Here is an 18,863-nt window from a genome sequence, read left to right on the forward strand (position 1 = left end):
CCTCAGTTCACCGAGAAATCGGCCTTGTCCATCCCGGCCTCGACTCCGGCCTCGGTCATCTCCGCCCAGGTGTTGTCGTCGATCGGGATGCCGTTGGCGGTGCGTTCGGCCGAGGTCTCCCGTTCCGGATCGCCGGGGAAGCGGATCTTGTCGTGGCCGACCGCCACCTTGGCGGTGGAGACGTGACCGACGAGCTGGTCGATCTCCGACTTGAACGGGATGTCGGCGCCGAAGCCGGCCGGGTCCATCACGATGGTCAGCATGTTGTTGCAGATCGTGTTCTGGCTCATCAGCTCCTCGCGGGCCGTGCCGCCGCCGGTCAGGCCGGCCGCCAGGATCTCGCAGATCATGGCGAGGCCGTAGCCCTTGTGCTGGCCGAAGGAGAGCATGGCGCCGAACGGCTCCTCGAAGATCACGGTCGGATCGTCGGTCGGCTTGCCGTCCGGACCGACCAGCGCATCGGCCGGAGTCTTCTTGCCGGCGTAATAGGCGACGCGGACCTTGCCCTGGGCGACGCGGGAGGTCGCCATGTCGAGCACGATCATCGGGTGGTCGTCAGTGGCCGGGATCGCCGTGCAATATGGGTTGGTCGAGTACTTCGCCTCGTAGCCGCCCCAGGGCGACACGTAGGGCCGGTGGCCGGTGGTGTTGACGTAGTGGATCGAAATCAGCCCGGCCTTGGCCGCCATCTCGCCCCAGGCGCCGATCCGGCCCATGTGGTGAGTCTTGCGCAGGCCCATGATGCACACGCCGGTCTTCTTCGCCCGGTCGATCGCCATCTCCATCGCCTCGCGGCAGACGGTCTGGCCGTAGCCCATATTGCCGTCGAGCAGCAGATAGGCGCCGTTGTCGGTGACCACGGACGGCCGGGCGCCCGGGTTCATGGTGCCGGCGAGCGCATGCTTCATGTAGCGCGGGGCGAGGCCGACGCCGTGGCTGTCATGGCCCATCAGGTTGGCCGTCACCAGGTTCTCGGCGATGGTGCGGGCTTCCTCAGGCGAGCTCTTCGCCCCCTGCATCATGGCGGCGACGATATCGGTCAGGCGCTCGTGTCCGATGGTGATCGGCATCTCACTCCCTCGTGTTCTTTGTTTGATTGGTTGGACGATGTTGGACGGCTGTTCAAGGTACGCTTGCAGCCGAGCCTACACCGTCTCTATATGAGGCGTCATGAGCACGAATTTGCCCTTCCTGAAGATGCACGGCCTCGGCAACGACTTCGTCGTCGTCGACGGACGCAAGGCCGACGCCGCCCTGAGCGTGGCGCAGTACCGTGCGGTGGGCGACCGCCGCCGCGGGGTTGGCTACGACCAGTTCCTCACCATCCTACCGCCGAAGAACGGCGGGCTGGCCTATATGGCGATCCACAACCCGGACGGCTCCCAGGCCCAGGCCTGCGGCAACGGCACGCGCTGTGTGGCCTCCCTGCTGATGGACGAGGCCGGGGCGGAGGAGATCGTGCTGGAGACCGTGGTCGGCGGGCTGATCTGCAAGCGCGCCGCCGATGGGCGGGTGACCGTCGACATGGGCAAGGCCAACCTCGCCTGGAACGAGATCCCGATCGCCGGGGAGACCGACACGCTGGACGTAACCATACCGGGGGCCGAAGCTTATGGGCCGGCGACCATGGTCAACATGGGCAACCCGCATGCGGTGTTCTTTGTCGAAGATGTCGAGGCGCTCGACCTCGCCCGCATCGGCCCGCCGATCGAGACCAACCCGATCTTCCCCGAACGCGCCAATATCGAGTTCGTCAGCGTGCTGGCACCTGATTCCGAGGGGGGCGATCGCCTCCGCATGCGGGTGTGGGAGCGCGGCGCCGGCATCACCCAGGCCTGCGGCTCGGGCGCCTGCGCCACGGTGGTCGCCGCCGCCCGGCGCGGCATGATCCCCGGCCGCTCCGCCAGCGTCGTGCTGGACGGCGGCGTGCTGGACATTACCTGGCGCGAGGACGGCCATGTGGAGATGACGGGACCGGTGGCGACCAGCTTCTCCGGCACACTCGACCTCTCGTCCCTGGGATCCTGAGGAGCGCGCGATGAGCCTCGTGGTGCTCGGCCGTCCGGCCATGGCCGCGGCCGACCGGGCCTGGATCGACGCCCTGCGGGGCCGCCACCGCGGCGCGATCTTCCAGGAGGGGCTCGGCGCCCATGTCACCCTGGTGTTCCCGACCGACGCCACCGACCCGACCAGCGCCACCAGCCATCTGGCGACCGTGGCCGGCGAGACGGCGCCGATCGACCTCAACTTCCGTGCGGCGATGCCCTGGCTCGACAAGTTTTCCGACGAGACCTACGTCTACCTGGTGCCCGATGCCGGCAACGGCGCGCTGATCCGGCTGCACGACTACCTGTATAGCGGGCCCTTCGCCGAGGTGCTGCGCCTCGACCTGCCCTATGTGCCGCACATCACCCTGGGTCGCTTCGGCGAGGCCAAGCTGGCCAAGGCCCTGGTCGACGACCTGAACGCCCAGGACATCGAGATTCGCGCCCGGCTCGACACGGTGGAACTGTTCCGCCTGAGCGAGGGCGAGGCGCCGAGACGGCTCGCCGAGGTGGCGCTCAGGGGGTAGGGCGCTCCGCTCTCCCCTCTCTCCCCACCACCGACTTCCTGGACGATCCCGCAGGGTCGATCCAGGACCGTGGCACGCCCAAGGGTATGGGCTCGGTCCTGGATCAGCCCTTCGGGCAGTCCAGGAAGTCGGGTAGAATAGAGAGAAGAGCGCGCCCTATATATTCGACGCGCGGATCGCCTCGCAGACGGCGTCGGTCACCTGCTGGGTCGTCGCCGTGCCGCCGATATCCGGGGTGATGATCCCCTCCTCGGTCACCTTCTCCACCGCCTCCATCAGCCGGGCCGCCGCCTTGGGCTCGCCCAGGTGCTCCAGCATCTGCGCCGCCGTCCAGAAGGTGGCCACCGGGTTGGCGATGCCCTTGCCGGTGATGTCGAAGGCCGAGCCGTGGATCGGCTCGAACATCGAGGGATACCGCCGCTCCGGATCGATATTCGCCGTCGGCGCCACCCCGAGGCTGCCGGCCAGCGCGCCCGCCAGGTCGGACAGGATGTCGGCATGCAGGTTGGTGGCGACGATGGTGTCCAGGCTCTTCGGTTTCAGGGTCATGCGCACGGTCATGGCGTCGACCAGCATCTTGTCCCAGGTGACGTCCGGGAATTCCTGCGCCACCTCGGCGGCGATCTCGTCCCACATCACCATGCCGAAGCGCTGGGCGTTCGACTTGGTCACCACGGTCAGCAGCTTGCGCGGCCGCGACTGGGCCAGCTTGAAGGCGTAGCGCATGATCCGGGTCACGCCGACACGGGTGAAGATCGCCACCTCGGTACCGACCTCCTCGGGCATGCCGCGGTGGGTGCGGCCACCGTTGCCGGCGTATTCGCCCTCGGAATTCTCGCGCACGATCACCCAGTCCAGGTCGCCCGGCCCGACGCCAGCCAGCGGCGAGGTGATGCCCTGCAGGATCTTGGTCGGCCGCACATTGGCGTATTGATCGAAGCCCTGGCAGATCGGCAGGCGCAGGCCCCAGAGCGTGATGTGGTCCGGCACGTCGGGCGCTCCGACCGCGCCGAAGAAGATCGCGTCGAACGGCTTGAGCTGGTCGCGCCCGTCCTCCGGCATCATCACGCCGTGCCTCTTGTAGTAGTCGGAGCCCCAGTCGAAATGCTCGACCTCCAGCTTGAACGACCCGTCGCGCCGCTCCAGCGCTTCCAGCGCCTGCAGGCCGGCGGCGATCACTTCCGGGCCGATACCGTCGGCCGGAATGGCCGCGATCTTGTAGGTCTTCATGGGGCTTCCTCACGCATCGACGTTCTGTTTATCGGCGCAATGTAGGGGAGCAGGGCGGCAATCCACAATCGCCCGATCATGCCCGGAGTCTTGCATTCCGCCCCCCGTGCAGGCATCTACCGCCCTATGGCGCATCAGGCTGACACCGCGACAGCTCCCTCTCACCGGGTCGAGACCTTCGGCTGCCGGCTGAACGCGCACGAGTCCGACCTGATCCAGGGCCACCTGGCGGCGTCCGGTGCCGGCGACACCATCGTGGTCAATACCTGCGCCGTCACCTCGGAAGCCGAGCGCCAGTCGCGCCAGGCGATCCGCCGGCTGATCCGCGAGAACCCGAACGCCCAGGTGGTCGTCACCGGCTGCGCCGCACAGATCGACCCGGACCGCTACGCCGCCATCCCCGGCGTCGCCCGCGTGGTCGGCAACGAGGAGAAGCTGCGGCCGGAGACCTGGAACGCGCCGGCCACCGACGACGCGCCGAGGATCCTGGTCAACGACATCATGAGCGTGCGCGAGACCGCCGCCCATCTGGTCACCGAGGCCCAGGGGCGCGAGCGCGCCATCGTCCAGGTCCAGCAGGGCTGCGACCACCGCTGCACCTTCTGCGTAATCCCCTTCGGCCGCGGCAACAGCCGCTCGGTGCCCATGGGCGTGATCGTCGAGCAGGTCCGCACCCTGGTCGCGTCCGGCTATCGCGAGATGGTGCTGAGCGGGGTCGATATCACCTCCTATGGCGGCGACCTGCCCGGCAAGCCGTCGCTCGGCCAGATGGTGCGCCGCCTGCTCGCCCTGGTGCCGGAGCTGCCGAGGCTGCGCCTGTCCTCGGTCGATCCGGTGGAGCTGGACGACGATATCTGGCGGCTGCTGGAGAGCGAGCCGCGGTTCATGCCGCATCTGCATCTGAGCCTGCAGGCGGGTGACGACATGGTGCTGAAGCGCATGAAGCGCCGCCATCTGCGCGACGACGCGATCCGGGTGGTCGAGCGCGCCCGCGCCCTGCGCCCGGACGTGGCCTTCGGCGCCGACGTGATCGCCGGCTTCCCGACCGAGAGCGACGAGATGCACGCCAACACGGCCGCCCTGCTGCGCGATCTCGGGCTGCAGTACCTGCACATCTTCCCCTATTCCCCGCGTCCCGGCACCCCGGCCGCCCGCATGCCCCAGGTCCATGGCGATGCCCGCAAGGCGCGCGCGGCCGAGCTGCGGGCCATCGGCGCCGACAACCTGGCGCGCTGGCTCGACACCCGCATCGGCACGGCGGAGCGGGTGCTGGTCGAGCGCGACGGCATGGGCCATGGCGAGAGCTTCGCCGAGATCCGGGTCGCCGGCGGTGCGGCGGCGGGCGAGATCGTCGAGGTCACCGTCACCGGCCGCGACGGCACCGTCCTGATCGGCGAGCGGACAGCCCGGGCCGCCGCATGAGCTGCCAGATAAAGAGCCCCTCCGCATGACCGATACCGAGACCGACGGCACCCCGAAAAAGGGCTGGTTCGCCCGCCTGCGCGAGGGCCTGTCCAAGTCGTCCAAGCGGCTTGTGGACGGCATCGGCGGGCTGTTCACCAAGCGCAAGCTGGACGACGCCACGCTGGAAGAGCTGGAGGAGTTGCTGATCACCGCCGATCTCGGGGTCGAGACGGCGATGAAGCTGACCGGCAACCTGGCCCGCGAGAAATTTGACAAGGAAGTCACCGGCGACGAGGTCCGCGCCGCCTTCGCCGAGGACATCGCCGAGATCCTGGGCCCGGTCGCCAAGCCGCTGGACCCGGTCGGGCACAAGCCCTTCGTGGTGCTGATGGTCGGCGTCAACGGGTCGGGCAAGACCACGACCATCGGCAAGCTGGCGCATCAATGGACCCGCGAGGGCAAGTCGGTGATGCTGGCCGCCGGCGACACCTTCCGCGCCGCCGCCATCGAACAGCTCAAGGTCTGGGGCGAGCGGGCGAAGGTCCCGGTGATCGAGAAGCCGCACGGCTCCGAAGCCGCCGCCCTGGCCTTCGACGCCCTGGCCGCCGCCAAGGCCGCCGGCACCGACGTGCTGATGATCGACACCGCCGGCCGCCTGCAGAACAAGACCCTGCTGATGGACGAGCTCGCCAAGGTGGTCCGGGTGATCAAGAAGCAGGATCCTACCGCCCCCCACGCCACCGTCCTGGTGCTGGACGGCACGGTCGGCCAGAACGCCCATGCCCAGGTGAAGGCGTTCAAGGAGATGGTCGACATCACCGGCCTGGTGGTCACCAAGCTGGACGGCTCGGCCCGCGGCGGCGTGGTCGTCGCCCTGGCCCAGAGCGTCGGCCTGCCGGTGCACGCGGTCGGCGTCGGCGAAGGGGCCGACGACCTGCGCCCGTTCGAGGCCCGCGCCTTCGCCAATTCGCTGATGGGGATCGAGGGGTAAGGTCCTCCTCGGCGCGCCCCTGTCCTCGCGGCCGGTCTGCGGCTAGACTGCGCCCATGAACAAGGCATTCGTAAAAGAAGAAGATGGCGGGCTCGACGATTGGGACGAGACCGATGAGGTGCATGACGACGCCGAGGAGGCGCTCGATGCGCAGTTGGGCCGCAACCTCATCACGCCGAAAGGGCTGGAGGCGCTGAGGGCCGAGCTGAAGCATCTGCGCAGCGTTGAGCGGCCGAAGGTGGTGGAGGTCGTGTCCTGGGCCGCCGGCAACGGCGACCGCTCGGAGAACGGCGACTACATCTACGGCAAGAAGCGCCTGCGCGAGATCGACCGCCGCATGCGCTACCTGTCCAAGCGGATCGACACCGCCGAACCAGTCGACCCGGCACTGCAGACCCATCTGGACCGGGTGTTCTTCGGCGCGACCGTGACCTATGCCGAGCTACACGACGACGGCTCGGAGACCGAGCACACGATCCGCATCGTCGGCGTCGACGAAGCCGATACCGACAAGGGCGATGTGAGCTGGATCTCGCCGATCGCCAAGGCGCTGATGAAGGCGGAGGTCGGTGATGCCGTCACCGTCTACGCGCCCCAGGGCCCCAAGGAGCTCGAGGTCGTCGCCGTCCGCTACGATACGGACTGATCCCGATGGCGGTGAGGCGTCAGCGACGACGGCACGTCGGCGCACTGGCCCTGGTCCTGGCGGCTGGGCTCTGGCTGTCGAGTGTCTCGCAGGCCTCCGCACAGACACAAGCGACCGCCGATACCGGCATGTCCGAGGTCTGGGAGCGGAACCTCTACAAGACCCTCACCTACGAGGTGATGGCCAACGGGTTCGACATCGTCCTCTACGGCGCGATGCTGGGCGGGACCGTGGCGGCCGCCCCGGCCTTCATCCTCACCAACGCCGCCCTGTCGACCGTGGCGTATTATACCCACGAGACGGCCTGGGATCTGGGTTTCAGCGATCCGCAGCCGCTCGGCGGCTGGACCCTTCCGGCCCGCGCGACGAGCTTTCGGGTCGTCAGCTCGGCAAAAAACTACGGGCTCGGATTGCTGTTCACCGCCGATCCGGCCACGGCAGCCGGGTTCACCGCGGTCAGCGCGGTGGGGGATCTTTCCATCTATCTGATCAACGATCTCGCCTGGTCTCTGTATTGGCCGATCAACGCGGCACCGGAACCGCACACCGTGGAGATCGCCTATTAGGCCGCATTCCCGGACCCGGTCGCGCTCTAGCTCCCCGGCTGCATGATCAGCATTGTGATCACGTCCTTGCGGTCCATCGAGATGGTCCACAGGAAATCCGCGTGCTCGTGCTCGGAGAGGAACTGGTTGATCTGCTGTCCCTTCTCGGAGCGGGTGGCGTTCAGGAATTTCAGCGTGAGCAGCGGACCGGCCGCCACCAGGCTGGGGACGATGATATCCTGCTGGTTCTGGAGTTCCTTGTGGAGCGCCGCGGAATAGCGGGATTTGTCGATCTTGCCGTCGCGCAACTCGCCGATGATCTCGGTCAGGGTGGCGCCGGCCAGAGCGGTGCGCTTCTCCTCCGGGCTGGCCGGAACATTGGGCGGTGCCAGAACCAGGAGCGTGACCACGCCGGCGGCATCCTGCGAGATGGTCCACACGAAACTAGTGTTTTCGTGCTCGGCCAGGAACCGGTGCACCCGCTGGTCCGGGGCGGGTTGGGTAGAGTCCATGAAGGTCACGGATTTGAGCGGCCCCGCCGCCGTCAGGGTCGGCACGATGAAGTCGCGCTGCCGCTTGATCTCCGCCCGAAGCGGATCGGAATAGCGTTGGTCGACCACCTGATTGCCCGCCAGCTCCCCGATGATCTCCTTCAGGGTCGCCTGAACCACCTCCGGCGCCCCCTGGGCTGCCTTCGCCGGAGATATCGGCTGCTGGATCGCAAGGAACAGGGCAGTCAGCAGGACGAATTTCAGCATCGTCGGGACGTCACGCAGCCTACAGGACGGGCGGAGGCGCGGATGGTGTCACGATTCAGACCCCCGCTCCACGCATTCCTATCGGGTATAACTCCGTGCATTGACCCTGGTTGCCTGCCGCGGCCACCATGCCGGCCAATTAGAAAGACAAATTCAGGGAGTGGATGATGGCGGATCGGAAGAAGGCGGTGGTGGTCGGCGCGCTCGGCGTGATCGGCCGCAAACTGATCGAGGATCTGGGACGACGCGGCGGCTGGGAGATCGTCGGCCTGTCGCGGCGCGCGCCCGATTTCGACAGCCCCGCCTCCTACATCTCCGTCGATCTGCTCGACCGGGCCGACGCGGAAGCCAAGCTCGGCGCCCTCACCGACGTCACCCATGTCTTCTACTGCGCCTTCCAGGCCCGCCCGACCTGGGCGGAGCATTCCGCACCGAACCTCGCGATGCTGGTCAACGCGGTGGAGCCGATCGAGAAGGCATCGCCGGGGCTGGAGCATGTCCACCTGATCGAGGGCAACAAGTGGTACGGCTCCCATCTCGGGCCGTTCAAGACGCCCGCCCGCGAGACCGACCCGCCGCACATGCTGCCGAACTTCTACTACGACCAGGAAATGTGGCTGCGCGCGGCCCAGAAGGGCAAGACGTGGACCTGGACCGCCCTGCGGCCCCAGACCGTCTGCGGCTTCGCGCTCGGCAACCCGATGAACATCACCACCTGCATCGCGGTCTACGCCACGATCTCCAAGGAGCTGGGCCTGCCCCTGCGCTTCCCGGGCAAGCCGGGGGCCTACGAGGCGGTCTATCAGGTCTGCGACAACCAGCACCTGGCCAACGCCATGGTCTGGTGCGGCACCGATCCGAACGCGGCGAACAACGTGTTCAACATCACCAATGGCGACTTCTTCCGCTGGAAGAATGTGTGGGGCCAGTTCGCGCGGTTCTTTGACATGGAGGTCGGAGATCTGCAAACCATCTCCCTGACCGATTTCATGGCCGACAAGGGACCGCTGTGGGACAGCATCGTCGAGAAGTACGGGCTTCAGAAGATCCCCTACAAGGATGTGGCCGCCTGGCCCTTCGCCGACTACGTCTTCGGCACCGACTGGGACGTGATGACCGACACGCTGAAACTGCGCCTGCACGGCTTCCACGACTGCCTGCGCACCGACGAGATGTTCCTGCGCATCTTCCAGGAGTTCCGCGACATGAAGGTGGTGCCCTGAGCGGTCTGCGATCCCTCTGCGCCGCCGCCGTCGCCCTGCTGATGACGGTGGCGGCCCTGCCCGCCCTGGCCGACGCGCGGGCCGAACTGATCGGCGCCCTGAACCAGGATCGGCTGAGCCGGGGCCTGCCGGCGCTGGTGGAGGCGCCCGCCCTGATGCAGGCGGCCGAGGCCCATGTGGGCGACATGGTCCAGCGCGGCTATGTCGATGTGCGGGCTCCCGACGGCACGGATGCCGGCATCTGGCTGCAGCGCGCTGGGGTGGAGACACCCGTCTTCAGCGCCGTCGCCGTCAGCAACCTGCCGGAGCACTGGAGCCTGGCCAAGGCAGTCCTGCGCACCCAGTCCATGGCCGACGTGCTGGCGGCACCGGGCAGGGTGCAGATCGGTGTCGGCTTCCACGAGGACATGTTCCGCCTGGCCAATGGCGGGCTGACGGCGGAGGCCTGGTCGATCATCGTCGCCCAGGACACCCCCGCCCCGGTGCCGGATGCCGAGGCCGAACTGCTGCGCCAGATCAATGCCGCGCGCGCCCGCAAGGGGATCGGCCCGGTGCGGATCAACGACAAGCTCATGCGCGCCGCCGAGATGCAGGCCGAGGACATGGCCGCAAACAGCTATATCGGCCATGGCAGCCCCGGCGGCCCGTCCCTGATCGACCGGGTCAAGGCGGTGGGCTACGACTTCGACTGGGCGGCGGAGAACACGGCGGCCGGCCAGGGCTCGGCACAGTTGGCGGTGGAGGCCTGGGACTCCAGCCCCGGCCACGCCAAGACCCTCTACGGCATCGAATTCGACGAGATCGGCATCGCCTACCGCTACGGCCCGATCAAGAAGGGCGCGCTGGTCCTGCCCCATCTCTGGGTCGCGGTTTTCGGCAAGCGGTGACGGCGTGACAGGCGGGCGGCAGGGTCGTAGCCTTGGCGTTCCATTCTGGAGGTTCCCATGACCGATAGCCCCCTCGCCCTCGCCGGTCTCGACCATGTGGTGCTGCGCGCCCGCGACATCGACGCGATGCTCTCCTTCTACCGCGACGTGCTCGGCCTGAAGGTGGCCAAGCACAACGAACCGCTGGGACTGTGGCATCTGGATGCCGGCGGCTCGATGATCGACCTGGTGGACGTGAACGGCACCCTGGGCCAGGCCGGCGGCCCGGCCCCGGACGGCGCGCCGAACGTCGATCACGTGGCGATCAAGCTGGCGACCTTCGACGAGGCGGCGATCCGCGATTATCTGGTCTCCAAGGGCGTGGCGCCGGAGGAGACCAAGGTGCGGTTCGGCGCGCGCGGCGACGGCCCGTCGATCTACATGAAAGACCCCGACGGCAACGGGGTGGAGCTGACCGGCGTGTCGGCATGAGGGAGGAACACCGTGAAGGTCACCGGCATCGAGACCATCCGCCTGGATGAATTCCCGAACCTGCTCTGGGTTCATGTCGAAACCGACGAAGGCCTGAAGGGGCTGGGCGAAACCTTCTACGGCGCCCAGTCGGCCGAGGCCCATGTCCACGCCATCATCGCCCCCTACCTGCTGGGCCAGGACCCGCTGCAGATCGAGCGGCATCACGCCAACCTGATCGGCTATGTCGGCTTCACCGGCGCCGGCGCCGAGCAGCGCGGCCGCTCCGCCGTCGACATCGCGCTGTGGGATCTCTGGGGCAAGGCGTCGGGCCAGCCGATCCACCAGCTTCTCGGCGGCGCCAGCCGCGACGACATCCGCGTCTACAACACCTGCGCCGGCTATCAGTACGTCCGCCAGAAGCCGGTCCAGGGCACGCAGAATTTCGGCCTCGGCGGCGCCGAGGGGCCCTATGAGGATCTGGATGCCTTCCTGAACAACGCCGACGAGCTCGCCCAGTCGCTTCTGGAGATGGGCATCGACGCCATGAAGATCTGGCCGTTCGACTACGCCGCCGAGGCGAGCCAGGGCCAGTACATCTCGGCCTCCGACCTGAAGAAGGGGCTGGAGCCGTTCGAGAAGATCCGGGCCGCCGTCGGCGACCGCATGGACATCATGTGCGAGCTGCACTCCATGTGGAACCGGCCGAGCGCGGTGAAGATCGCCCGCGCCCTGGAGGAGATCGGTCCGCTCTGGGTCGAGGATCCGGTGTTCATGGACCACCTGGGCAGCCTTGGCGAGGTCGCCCGCTCCACCACCTCGCCGATCGCCGTCGGCGAGACCCGGGGCGGGAAGGCCGACTTCCGCTATCTGGTGGAGCTCGACGCCCTGAGCGTCATCATCGCCGACCTGACCTGGTGCGGCGGGCTGACCGAGGGGCGCAAGATCTCCACACTCTGCGATGCCTGGCACGTGCCGGTGGCGTTCCACGACTGCACCGGCCCGGTGGCGCTGACCGCCTCCACACATCTGGCGCTGCACACCCGGAACTGCTTCATTCAGGAGATGGTGCGGGCCTTCTATTACGGCTGGTACGGCGAGCTGGTCACCCAGTTGCCGCCGGTGGAGAAGGGCCGGATCCGCGCACCGGACGGGCCCGGGCTCGGCCTGGAGCTGATCCCGGACATCGCCAAGCGGCCGGACGCGCAGGTCCGCCGCAGCACCCTCTGAAACGGAGCCGGCCTCAGTCCGAGACCGGAGACCGTCCGGCGGCCACGGACGGCTCGGCCCGCAGTTCAAGGGTACGTTCCGCCGGGAAAGTCACGGTCACCGTCGTGCCGTCGCCGACCACGCTGTCCAAGGCGATCGCGCCGCGATGGGCTTCGATGAGATTGCGGGTGATGTAGAGCCCCAGCCCGGTGCCGTCATGGCGCCGGGAATGGGCGTTTTCCAACTGCTCGAACGGCCGGAACACGACCTCGTGTCGATCGGCAGGGATGCCGATGCCGGTGTCCGAGACGACAATCCGCACCTGCCCCACCTCGTCCAGCGTCGCCCGCAGGTGCACCTTGCCTCCGGCGGTGGTGAACTTGATGGCATTGGACACAAGATTGACGATGATCTGCTTCACGGCTCGGCGGTCGGCATGCAGCCCCAGGCTGGGCTCGCCGGCATCGGTGGTGAGGTCCACATCCTTGTCGTCGGCGCGGACCCGCAGCATCCGGGCGCATTCTCCCATGAGCTCGCTGACGCTGAAGGCGGTCTCTTCCAGCTCGAGCCGTCCGGCCTCTATGCGCGAGACGTCGAGCAGATCGTTGATCAGCGCCAACAGATGCGTGCCGGATTCGTTGATGTGCTCGGCGTAACGCATGTAGGTGTCCATGGCGTCGCCCAGCACCCGGTTCCGGATGACGTCGGAGAAGCCGATGATGGCGTTCAGCGGCGTGCGCAGCTCGTGGCTCATCACCGCCAGGAACTCCATCTTCGCGCGGTTGGCGATCTCCGCCTCGGCCACGGCTCGGCGCATGGCGGACTCGCGCTCCTTGGCCTCGCTGATGTCCAGCACGGTCTGCAGCAGCCAGCCGTCGGACGTCCGCAACTCGCTGACCTTGAGCCAGCGTTCGCCCCGCATCATCTCATGACTGCTGGGGGCACGTTTGCGCATCTCCAGGCGGTCGGCGATCCACTGCTCCTCCCGGCCGACGGCATCGGGGATCACACCGCTGTTCACCGACGCCTGCAGGTAGTCCTGGAAATAGACGCCCTCGCGCAGGGTGCTCTCGGCACCGGTTGCCAGGGTGATATAGGCGCTGTTGTAGAGCCGGAGCCGGTCGTCGCGATCCCAGAACGAAATCCCCTCGGAGCGGGCCTCGATCGCGCTGAGGAACCGGCGCTGGGTCTCCGAGGCTTCCCGCTCCGCCTCGACCAGAAAGGTGACGTCGCGCCCGACGCCGCGATAGCCCATGAACCGGCCTCCGGCGTCGAAGACCGGATCGCCGTCGATCTCCACATAGCGGATCTGATCGTTGGGCAGTTTGAAACGCATGCGCAGGTTGCGGATCGGCGCATGCAGGGCCTGTTGCTGCTCGTGCACGACGAAGGCGAGGTTATCCAGGGACTCTGGCGCGACCTCGCGTCGGGTCTTGCCCAGGCAGAACGCGGCCGAGAGGCCGAGGATGTCGACCACCGTGTCGGAGACATAGGTGAACCGGAACTGGTCGTCCTGCTCCCACGTCCAGTCGGAGGACACCGCGATGAAGGACTGCAACCGGTCGACTTCCGCGGCGGAGGTCCGTTGGGCGGCGGCGAGCGACCTCACACGGCTCCAGAGCCAGGCTGATACGGCAATTGCCCCAACCGCCACGGCCGTGGCGATCCAGAAATCAACTCCGAAGGTCAACCAGCACCCTCCCCGGCGCGTGCACGGCGGCATATCAACGAACGCGATGGTAACCGCCACGACCCTGTGGGCCAATTGCGTCTTTCGCCCCCGGCCGGATCGGAGGGACATCCGTCCATGCCGGTCACACGGCCGCCCGGGCGAAGATGTCGCCGACACCCGGCGGCCACTTCCCTCGGAAGTGCTCGATATCAAAAGGTTCAGGCTGTTGCGAGCCAGGCATCTGCTCGCGGCAACAGCGAACCGAACGATAGCTTCTGCCTATCGAATCGATCAGAGTTTTTAGCCGTAAATTATAATCCTTTTAACGGCTCGGCACGTATGTGTTCCGCGTCCTCATTCGAGATCGCTTTCACTTATACAGAGTCACCGACATGCGCATCATACACCGGATATTTCTCGGCTACGCTGGCGTTCTCCTGCTGATGCTCGGTCTGGCGGTCGTGGCCGTGGTTCAGGTCAATTCGATCAGCGCCAGTCTCGGCATCATCAATGACGTCAACAGCGTGAAACAGCGGTATGCCATCAACTTCCGCGGCAGCGTTCATGACCGTGCGATTTCTATCCGAGACGTCGTCCTTTTCGAGACAGATGCCGAGCGCGATGCCGCGATCAAGGAGATCAGGCAGCTTGAGGCATTCTACGCCGAGGCGGCAACCGGCATGCAGGAGATCTTCGCTGCGCGGAACAACAGCACTGCGGAAGAGCTAGAAATCCTGGCCGCCATCCAGAAGACCGAGGCCGAAACCCTCCCGCTCATTGAGCAGATCATCGGCTTGCGGCGAGATGGTGACGTCGTCCAGGCGCATGAGATTCTGATGGATGAGGCGCGACCCCTGTTCATTCGGTGGCTGGCGCAGATCAACCAGTTTATCGATCTGCAGGAAGAGTTTAACAGAGCCGAAGGTACCGAGGTACGCAACACGGCGGACGGCTTCCAGCTCTTCATGTTCGCAGCCTTCTCTATCGCCCTTTTGCTGGCGCTTGCGCTGGGTGCCTGGGCTGTGGCCGCATTCCGCCCGCTTCGTGCCTCTACCGACGCCATGCGTCGGCTTGCCGCCGGCGATCTATCCGTCGACATCCCAACGACCAAGGATCGCCACGAAGTGGGCGACATCATCCGGAGCCTCGAGACCTTCAAATCGTCGGCCGTCGAGAAAGAGCAAATGGGCGTGCGACAGGCCGAACGCGATCGCCAGGCGGCCGAGGAGAAGCGCGAAGACATGCGCCGCCTTGCAGAGTCGTTCAAGACCAGCGTCGGAACCGTGATCGAAGGCGTGTCCGCCTCAGCACTGGAGCTGCAGGAGACGGCGAAGACGATGTCGTCCACAGCAGAACAGGCCAACGCGCTCGCTACATCCGTCGGCACCGCATCGGATGACGCATCGACCAACGTCCAGACCGTCGCGTCGGCGACCGAAGAACTCTCAGCCTCGATCGGCGAGATCACCCGTCAGATCAGCGACTCCAATTCGATCTCGCGCCGGGCCGTTGAGACCGCCGAAGCCACCAACACCAAAGTCGCCGCGCTGGCCGAAGGGGCAACCAAGATCGGCAACATCGTCAGCCTGATCCAGGAGATCGCGGAGCAGACCAACCTGCTGGCCCTGAACGCCACCATCGAAGCGGCCCGTGCCGGCGATGCGGGAAAGGGATTTGCCGTCGTCGCGTCTGAGGTCAAGAACCTCGCCAACCAGACCGCCAAGGCCACCGACGAAATCTCCGCTCAAGTCACCGCAATGCAAGGATCTACGACGGACACGGTCGCAGCGATCGAGGAGATCACCTCCGTCATCCGGCAGATAAACGAGAACGCCGGCGGTATTGCCTCCGCTGTCGAACAGCAAAACGCCTCGACACAGGAAATCGCCCGCAACGTTCAGGAAGCGTCTGCCGCGACCAACAAAGTAACAACCACGATCAGCGACGTCCGCTCCGGCGCAACGAGCACCGGCCAAGCGGCGAAAGAGGTGCTTACCCGCTCAGAAACACTGTCGAACCAATCGCAAGCGCTCCGCGTCGAAGTGGACAAGTTCCTGGCCGAGTTGCAAGCAAGCTGATCTGCTGGTGCGTCCGGAAGGCCGAAGCCCCGTCCGGACGCACCTTCTCCTCCGAGCCTGAACGAGAACGCACGTTCGGAAGATATTTCAATAGTGTTTGAAAAATCGTCAGATGCTTCCGGGCCTGTTGGACAAAGCGAGAACCGTGGTCTAATCGCCGCTCCCGTCCGAACCCGGAGCGTCCCATGCCGGACTACGCCTATTTCGATCTCGGCCCGACCGTCCTGCAGCACGGGGCGACCGTCCCCAACCTGCGGCTGGCCTACAAGACCTACGGCACCCTGGCGCCGGACCGCTCGAACCTGGTGCTGTATCCGACGTCCTACGGCGCCCAGCACTACGACACCCAGTGGCTGATCGGCCCGGGGCGGGTTCTGGATCCGACGGACTGGTTCATCGTCATCCCCAACATGTTCACCAACGGGCTGTCGACCAGCCCGAGCACCCTGCCCGAGCCGTTCGGCCATGGCCGCTTCCCGGTCTTCACCCATTGGGACAACGTCCACGCCCAGAAGCGGCTGGTGCAGGAGGCGTTCGGGGCCGAGACGGTCGCTCTGATCTATGGCTGGTCGATGGGCGGCCAGCAGGCGCTGCATTGGGGCAGCCTGTTCCCGGACATGGTGGAGCGGATCTGCGCCGTGTGCACGAGCGCCAGGACCTCGCCGCACAACAAGGTGTTCCTGGAAGGGGTCCGGGCTACGCTGACCGCCGATCCGGCCTGGGCCGGAACCCATTTCCGCGACCGCCCGGTCACCGGCCTGCGGGCCATGGGCCGGGTCTATGCCGGCTGGGCGATGAGTCAGGCCTTCTATCGCGAGGAGATGTGGCGCGGCGCCGGGTTCAGTTCTCTGGAGGACTGGTTGGTGCGAAGCTGGGAGGGCAACTTCCTGCGGCGCAGCGGCGACGACCTGCTGGCCAGCCTCGACACCTGGTACCGCTCCGACATCTCCGACAACGAGATCCACAAGGGCGATCTCGCCAAGGCGCTCGGCGCGATCACGGCGAAGAGCATCATCATGCCGTCGACCACCGACCTGTATTTCACCGCGCTGGACAGCGAGCGCGAGACGGCGCAGATGCCGAACGCCGAGTTCCGCCCCATTGTCTCCGACTGGGGCCACCGGGCCGGCAACCCCAACCTCAACCCGGCGGACAAGGCGGTGCTGCGTCAGGCGGTGGCGGACCTGCTCGGCTGAGAAAACGTCACCGTCATCCCGGCTCGTCCCCGGGCCCGACCCGGGGCGAGGCCGGGACCGAGCCGCTGCGTGGTCGGTAGCTTGATCCTGATGTGCATCAGGATGACGGCAGGGTGGATGGATGACGGTGGGGTGGGTAGACGACAGAGGGCCGATTCAAAAAATCGTCCGTCGTCCTGATGCAAATCAGAACCATGCCTCAGCCGCCCCCTCGGTCCCGGGCAGCCCCCGGATCAGGTCCGGGGTCTCCCGGGATGACGAGCTTGAAGGACAAGGCTCAGGCGTCGTCCGGATACCCCACTCCCGTCAGATACAGCCCGTCCGCCGGCGCGGTGGGGCCGGCGGCGGCGCGGTCGCGGGCGGCCAGGGCGTCCGACACCCGGTCCGCCGTCCACTTGCCCTCGCCGACCAGCTTCAGCGTGCCGACCATGTTGCGCACCTGGTGGTGCAGGAAGGAGCGCGAGCGGGCGATGGCGACGATCCGCTCGGGGCCCGCGCGGTAGATGTCGAGCTGGTCGAGCGTCTTCTCCGCCGAGGCGGACTGGCACTGGGTGGCGCGGAAGCTGGTGAAATCGTGATGGCCGACCAGCCGCTGGGCCGCCGCGTGCATGGCCTCCACATCCAGCGGCACCGCAACGTGCCAGACCTTGCCCTGGTCGATGGCCGCCGGTGCGCGGCGGTTCAGGATCTCGTAGCGATAGCGCCGCTCGTTGGCCGAGAAGCGGGCATGGAAATCGTCGGCCGCCGCCTCGGCCGCCACCACGGCGATGGGCTCGGGCCGGATCAGGGCGTTGATCGCCTTCATCACCGTGCGGGCGTCGAACTTGTGGCTGGCCAGTTCGATATGGGCGACCTGGCCGGTGGCGTGCACGCCCTTGTCGGTGCGCCCCGCACCGGCGACTTCCACCCGCTCCTGGGAGAAGCCGAAGACCGCGTCCTCCAGGCATTCCTGCACGGTGGGCCCGTCGGCCTGGCGCTGCCAGCCGATATAGGGCCGGCCGTCATATTCGATCGTCAGCTTGAAGCGCGGCACCGCGTCACCCGGCCAGGACGGTGCCGGGGGGGATCTGGAAGCCGCGCAGGAACGCCTCGACCTCCATCGGCCCCTTGCCCGGCCGCTGCACCCGGGTCGGCCGGAACGCCCCGTCGGCGCAGGAGATCGTCAGCTCCGGGTCCAGCACCGTTCCGGGCAGGTTGGAGACCGGCCCGATATCGAAGGCCTCGGCCGACAGCACCTTGATGCGGGTGCCCCCGTGCTCGAAGAAGGCGCCGGGCCAGGGATCGAAGGCGCGGACCAGCCGCTCCAGCTCCACCGCCGGCCGGTGGAAGTCCAGCCGGCCCTCGTCGCGCTCCAGCTTCTTGGCGTAGGTCACGCCCTCCTCCGGCTGCGGCGTGCCGGTGAGCGCGCCCTGGGCCAGGGCGGCGACCGCCGGCACGATCAGATCGGCGCCGAGCAGGCTGAGGTCGTCGTGCAGGCTCTGCCCCGTCGTCTGCGCCGTGATCGGCACCGACCGGCTGAGCAGCATGTCGCCGGTGTCCAGGCCCACATCCATCTGCATGATGGTGACGCCGGTCTCGGCATCGCCGGCCAGGATCGCGCGCTGGATCGGGGCGGCGCCGCGCCAGCGCGGCAGCAGGGAGGCGTGGACGTTGATGCAGCCGAGCCGGGGCGCGTCCAGGATCTCCTTGGGCAGGATCAGCCCGTAGGCGGCGACCACGGCGAGGTCGAGATCGAGCGCCGCGAACTCCGCCTGCTCCTGCGGGCCGCGCAGGCTGCGCGGCGTGCGCACCGGGATGCCGAGCTCGATGGCGGCCTCGTCCACCGGGGTCAGCCGCTCCTTCTGCCCGCGGCCGGCCGGGCGCGGCGGCTGGGCATAGACGCAGACCACCTCGTGGCCGGCGTCCACCAGGGCGCGCAGGCTGGGAACCGCGAAATCGGGGCTGCCCATGAAGGCTATCCGGAGGGGAGCGGTGTCCGTGGCTGTCATGACAAGCGCGCCAT

18 protein-coding genes are annotated in these 18,863 nt (G+C 67.1%); 12 read left to right on the top strand and 6 right to left on the bottom strand.

Annotation, left to right across the window (positions count from 1 at the left end; translation table 11 throughout):
* Positions 1-2: 2 nt before the first annotated feature.
* The gene (locus tag T8K17_RS02885) at positions 3-1,070 is read right to left on the bottom strand and encodes a malate/lactate/ureidoglycolate dehydrogenase (RefSeq protein WP_322333000.1); all 1,068 of its coding nucleotides are present in this window, start codon (positions 1,068-1,070) and stop codon (positions 3-5) included.
* Between the two features lie 100 nt (positions 1,071-1,170).
* On the opposite strand from T8K17_RS02885, the gene dapF reads away from it, so the two are divergent.
* Both dapF and T8K17_RS02895 read left to right on the top strand, forming a co-directional pair.
* Complete coding sequence (gene dapF, locus T8K17_RS02890) at positions 1,171-2,028, top strand: diaminopimelate epimerase (protein ID WP_322333001.1); 858 nt, start codon at positions 1,171-1,173, stop codon at positions 2,026-2,028.
* A gap of 10 nt (positions 2,029-2,038) precedes the next feature.
* A complete protein-coding gene (locus T8K17_RS02895; protein WP_322333002.1) occupies positions 2,039-2,572 on the top strand; it encodes a 2'-5' RNA ligase family protein in 534 nt (177 codons plus the stop codon).
* Positions 2,573-2,728: 156 nt separating this feature from the next.
* On the opposite strand, the gene T8K17_RS02900 is transcribed toward T8K17_RS02895, so the two are convergent.
* Positions 2,729-3,802: a tartrate dehydrogenase gene (locus T8K17_RS02900; RefSeq protein WP_322333003.1), complete on the bottom strand. Its 1,074-nt coding sequence runs from the start codon at positions 3,800-3,802 to the stop codon at positions 2,729-2,731.
* 126 nt (positions 3,803-3,928) lie between these two features.
* Here T8K17_RS02900 and mtaB point away from each other — a divergent pair, with 126 nt between their 5' ends.
* Genes mtaB through T8K17_RS02920 form a run of 4 tightly spaced genes read left to right on the top strand, consistent with a single transcriptional unit; the run spans position 3,929 to position 7,409 of the window.
* Positions 3,929-5,224, top strand: coding sequence for a tRNA (N(6)-L-threonylcarbamoyladenosine(37)-C(2))-methylthiotransferase MtaB (gene mtaB / locus T8K17_RS02905; RefSeq protein WP_322333004.1), 1,296 nt, complete (start codon positions 3,929-3,931; stop codon positions 5,222-5,224).
* A 25-nt stretch (positions 5,225-5,249) separates the two neighbouring features.
* Entirely contained in the window at positions 5,250-6,197 is a 948-nt protein-coding gene (gene ftsY / locus T8K17_RS02910) for a signal recognition particle-docking protein FtsY (RefSeq protein ID WP_322333005.1), read from the top strand.
* 55 nt (positions 6,198-6,252) lie between these two features.
* Complete coding sequence (gene greB / locus T8K17_RS02915) at positions 6,253-6,843, top strand: transcription elongation factor GreB (RefSeq protein WP_322333006.1); 591 nt, start codon at positions 6,253-6,255, stop codon at positions 6,841-6,843.
* Between the two features lie 5 nt (positions 6,844-6,848).
* Positions 6,849-7,409, top strand: coding sequence for a DUF2061 domain-containing protein (locus tag T8K17_RS02920; RefSeq protein WP_322333007.1), 561 nt, complete (start codon positions 6,849-6,851; stop codon positions 7,407-7,409).
* 26 nt (positions 7,410-7,435) lie between these two features.
* Here the strand turns inward: T8K17_RS02920 and T8K17_RS02925 are convergent, their stop codons facing one another.
* Positions 7,436-8,146 carry a hypothetical protein gene (locus T8K17_RS02925; RefSeq protein ID WP_322333008.1) on the bottom strand — a complete coding sequence of 237 codons (711 nt, stop codon included), beginning with the start codon at positions 8,144-8,146 and terminating at the stop codon, positions 7,436-7,438.
* A gap of 167 nt (positions 8,147-8,313) precedes the next feature.
* Here T8K17_RS02925 and T8K17_RS02930 point away from each other — a divergent pair, with 167 nt between their 5' ends.
* The 4 genes from T8K17_RS02930 to T8K17_RS02945 are packed head-to-tail and all read left to right on the top strand — an operon-like array spanning position 8,314 to position 11,936.
* Complete coding sequence (locus tag T8K17_RS02930) at positions 8,314-9,369, top strand: SDR family oxidoreductase (RefSeq protein WP_322333009.1); 1,056 nt, start codon at positions 8,314-8,316, stop codon at positions 9,367-9,369.
* A 41-nt stretch (positions 9,370-9,410) separates the two neighbouring features.
* A complete protein-coding gene (locus tag T8K17_RS02935) occupies positions 9,411-10,256 on the top strand; it encodes a CAP domain-containing protein (protein ID WP_322333010.1) in 846 nt (281 codons plus the stop codon).
* 57 nt (positions 10,257-10,313) lie between these two features.
* Positions 10,314-10,727, top strand: a complete 414-nt coding sequence (locus T8K17_RS02940) for a VOC family protein (RefSeq protein WP_322333011.1) — start codon at positions 10,314-10,316, stop codon at positions 10,725-10,727.
* Positions 10,728-10,739: 12 nt separating this feature from the next.
* On the top strand, positions 10,740-11,936 hold the full coding sequence (locus T8K17_RS02945) for a mandelate racemase/muconate lactonizing enzyme family protein (protein WP_322333012.1): 1,197 nt from the start codon (positions 10,740-10,742) through the stop codon (positions 11,934-11,936).
* A 13-nt stretch (positions 11,937-11,949) separates the two neighbouring features.
* Here the strand turns inward: T8K17_RS02945 and T8K17_RS02950 are convergent, their stop codons facing one another.
* Entirely contained in the window at positions 11,950-13,605 is a 1,656-nt protein-coding gene (locus T8K17_RS02950; RefSeq protein ID WP_322333013.1) for a PAS domain-containing sensor histidine kinase, read from the bottom strand.
* 374 nt (positions 13,606-13,979) lie between these two features.
* Here T8K17_RS02950 and T8K17_RS02955 point away from each other — a divergent pair, with 374 nt between their 5' ends.
* Both T8K17_RS02955 and T8K17_RS02960 read left to right on the top strand, forming a co-directional pair.
* Positions 13,980-15,665, top strand: coding sequence for a methyl-accepting chemotaxis protein (locus T8K17_RS02955; RefSeq protein WP_322333014.1), 1,686 nt, complete (start codon positions 13,980-13,982; stop codon positions 15,663-15,665).
* A 185-nt stretch (positions 15,666-15,850) separates the two neighbouring features.
* On the top strand, positions 15,851-16,861 hold the full coding sequence (locus tag T8K17_RS02960; protein ID WP_322333015.1) for an alpha/beta fold hydrolase: 1,011 nt from the start codon (positions 15,851-15,853) through the stop codon (positions 16,859-16,861).
* Positions 16,862-17,138: 277 nt separating this feature from the next.
* On the opposite strand, the gene truA is transcribed toward T8K17_RS02960, so the two are convergent.
* A complete protein-coding gene (gene truA, locus T8K17_RS02965) occupies positions 17,139-17,894 on the bottom strand; it encodes a tRNA pseudouridine(38-40) synthase TruA (protein ID WP_322333016.1) in 756 nt (251 codons plus the stop codon).
* A 4-nt stretch (positions 17,895-17,898) separates the two neighbouring features.
* Positions 17,899-18,810: a methionyl-tRNA formyltransferase gene (gene fmt / locus T8K17_RS02970; RefSeq protein WP_322333017.1), complete on the bottom strand. Its 912-nt coding sequence runs from the start codon at positions 18,808-18,810 to the stop codon at positions 17,899-17,901.
* Positions 18,811-18,863: the final 53 nt, after the last annotated feature.

Origin of the sequence: Thalassobaculum sp. OXR-137, assembly GCF_034377285.1 — a bacterium.
Taxonomy (GTDB): domain Bacteria; phylum Pseudomonadota; class Alphaproteobacteria; order Thalassobaculales; family Thalassobaculaceae; genus Thalassobaculum.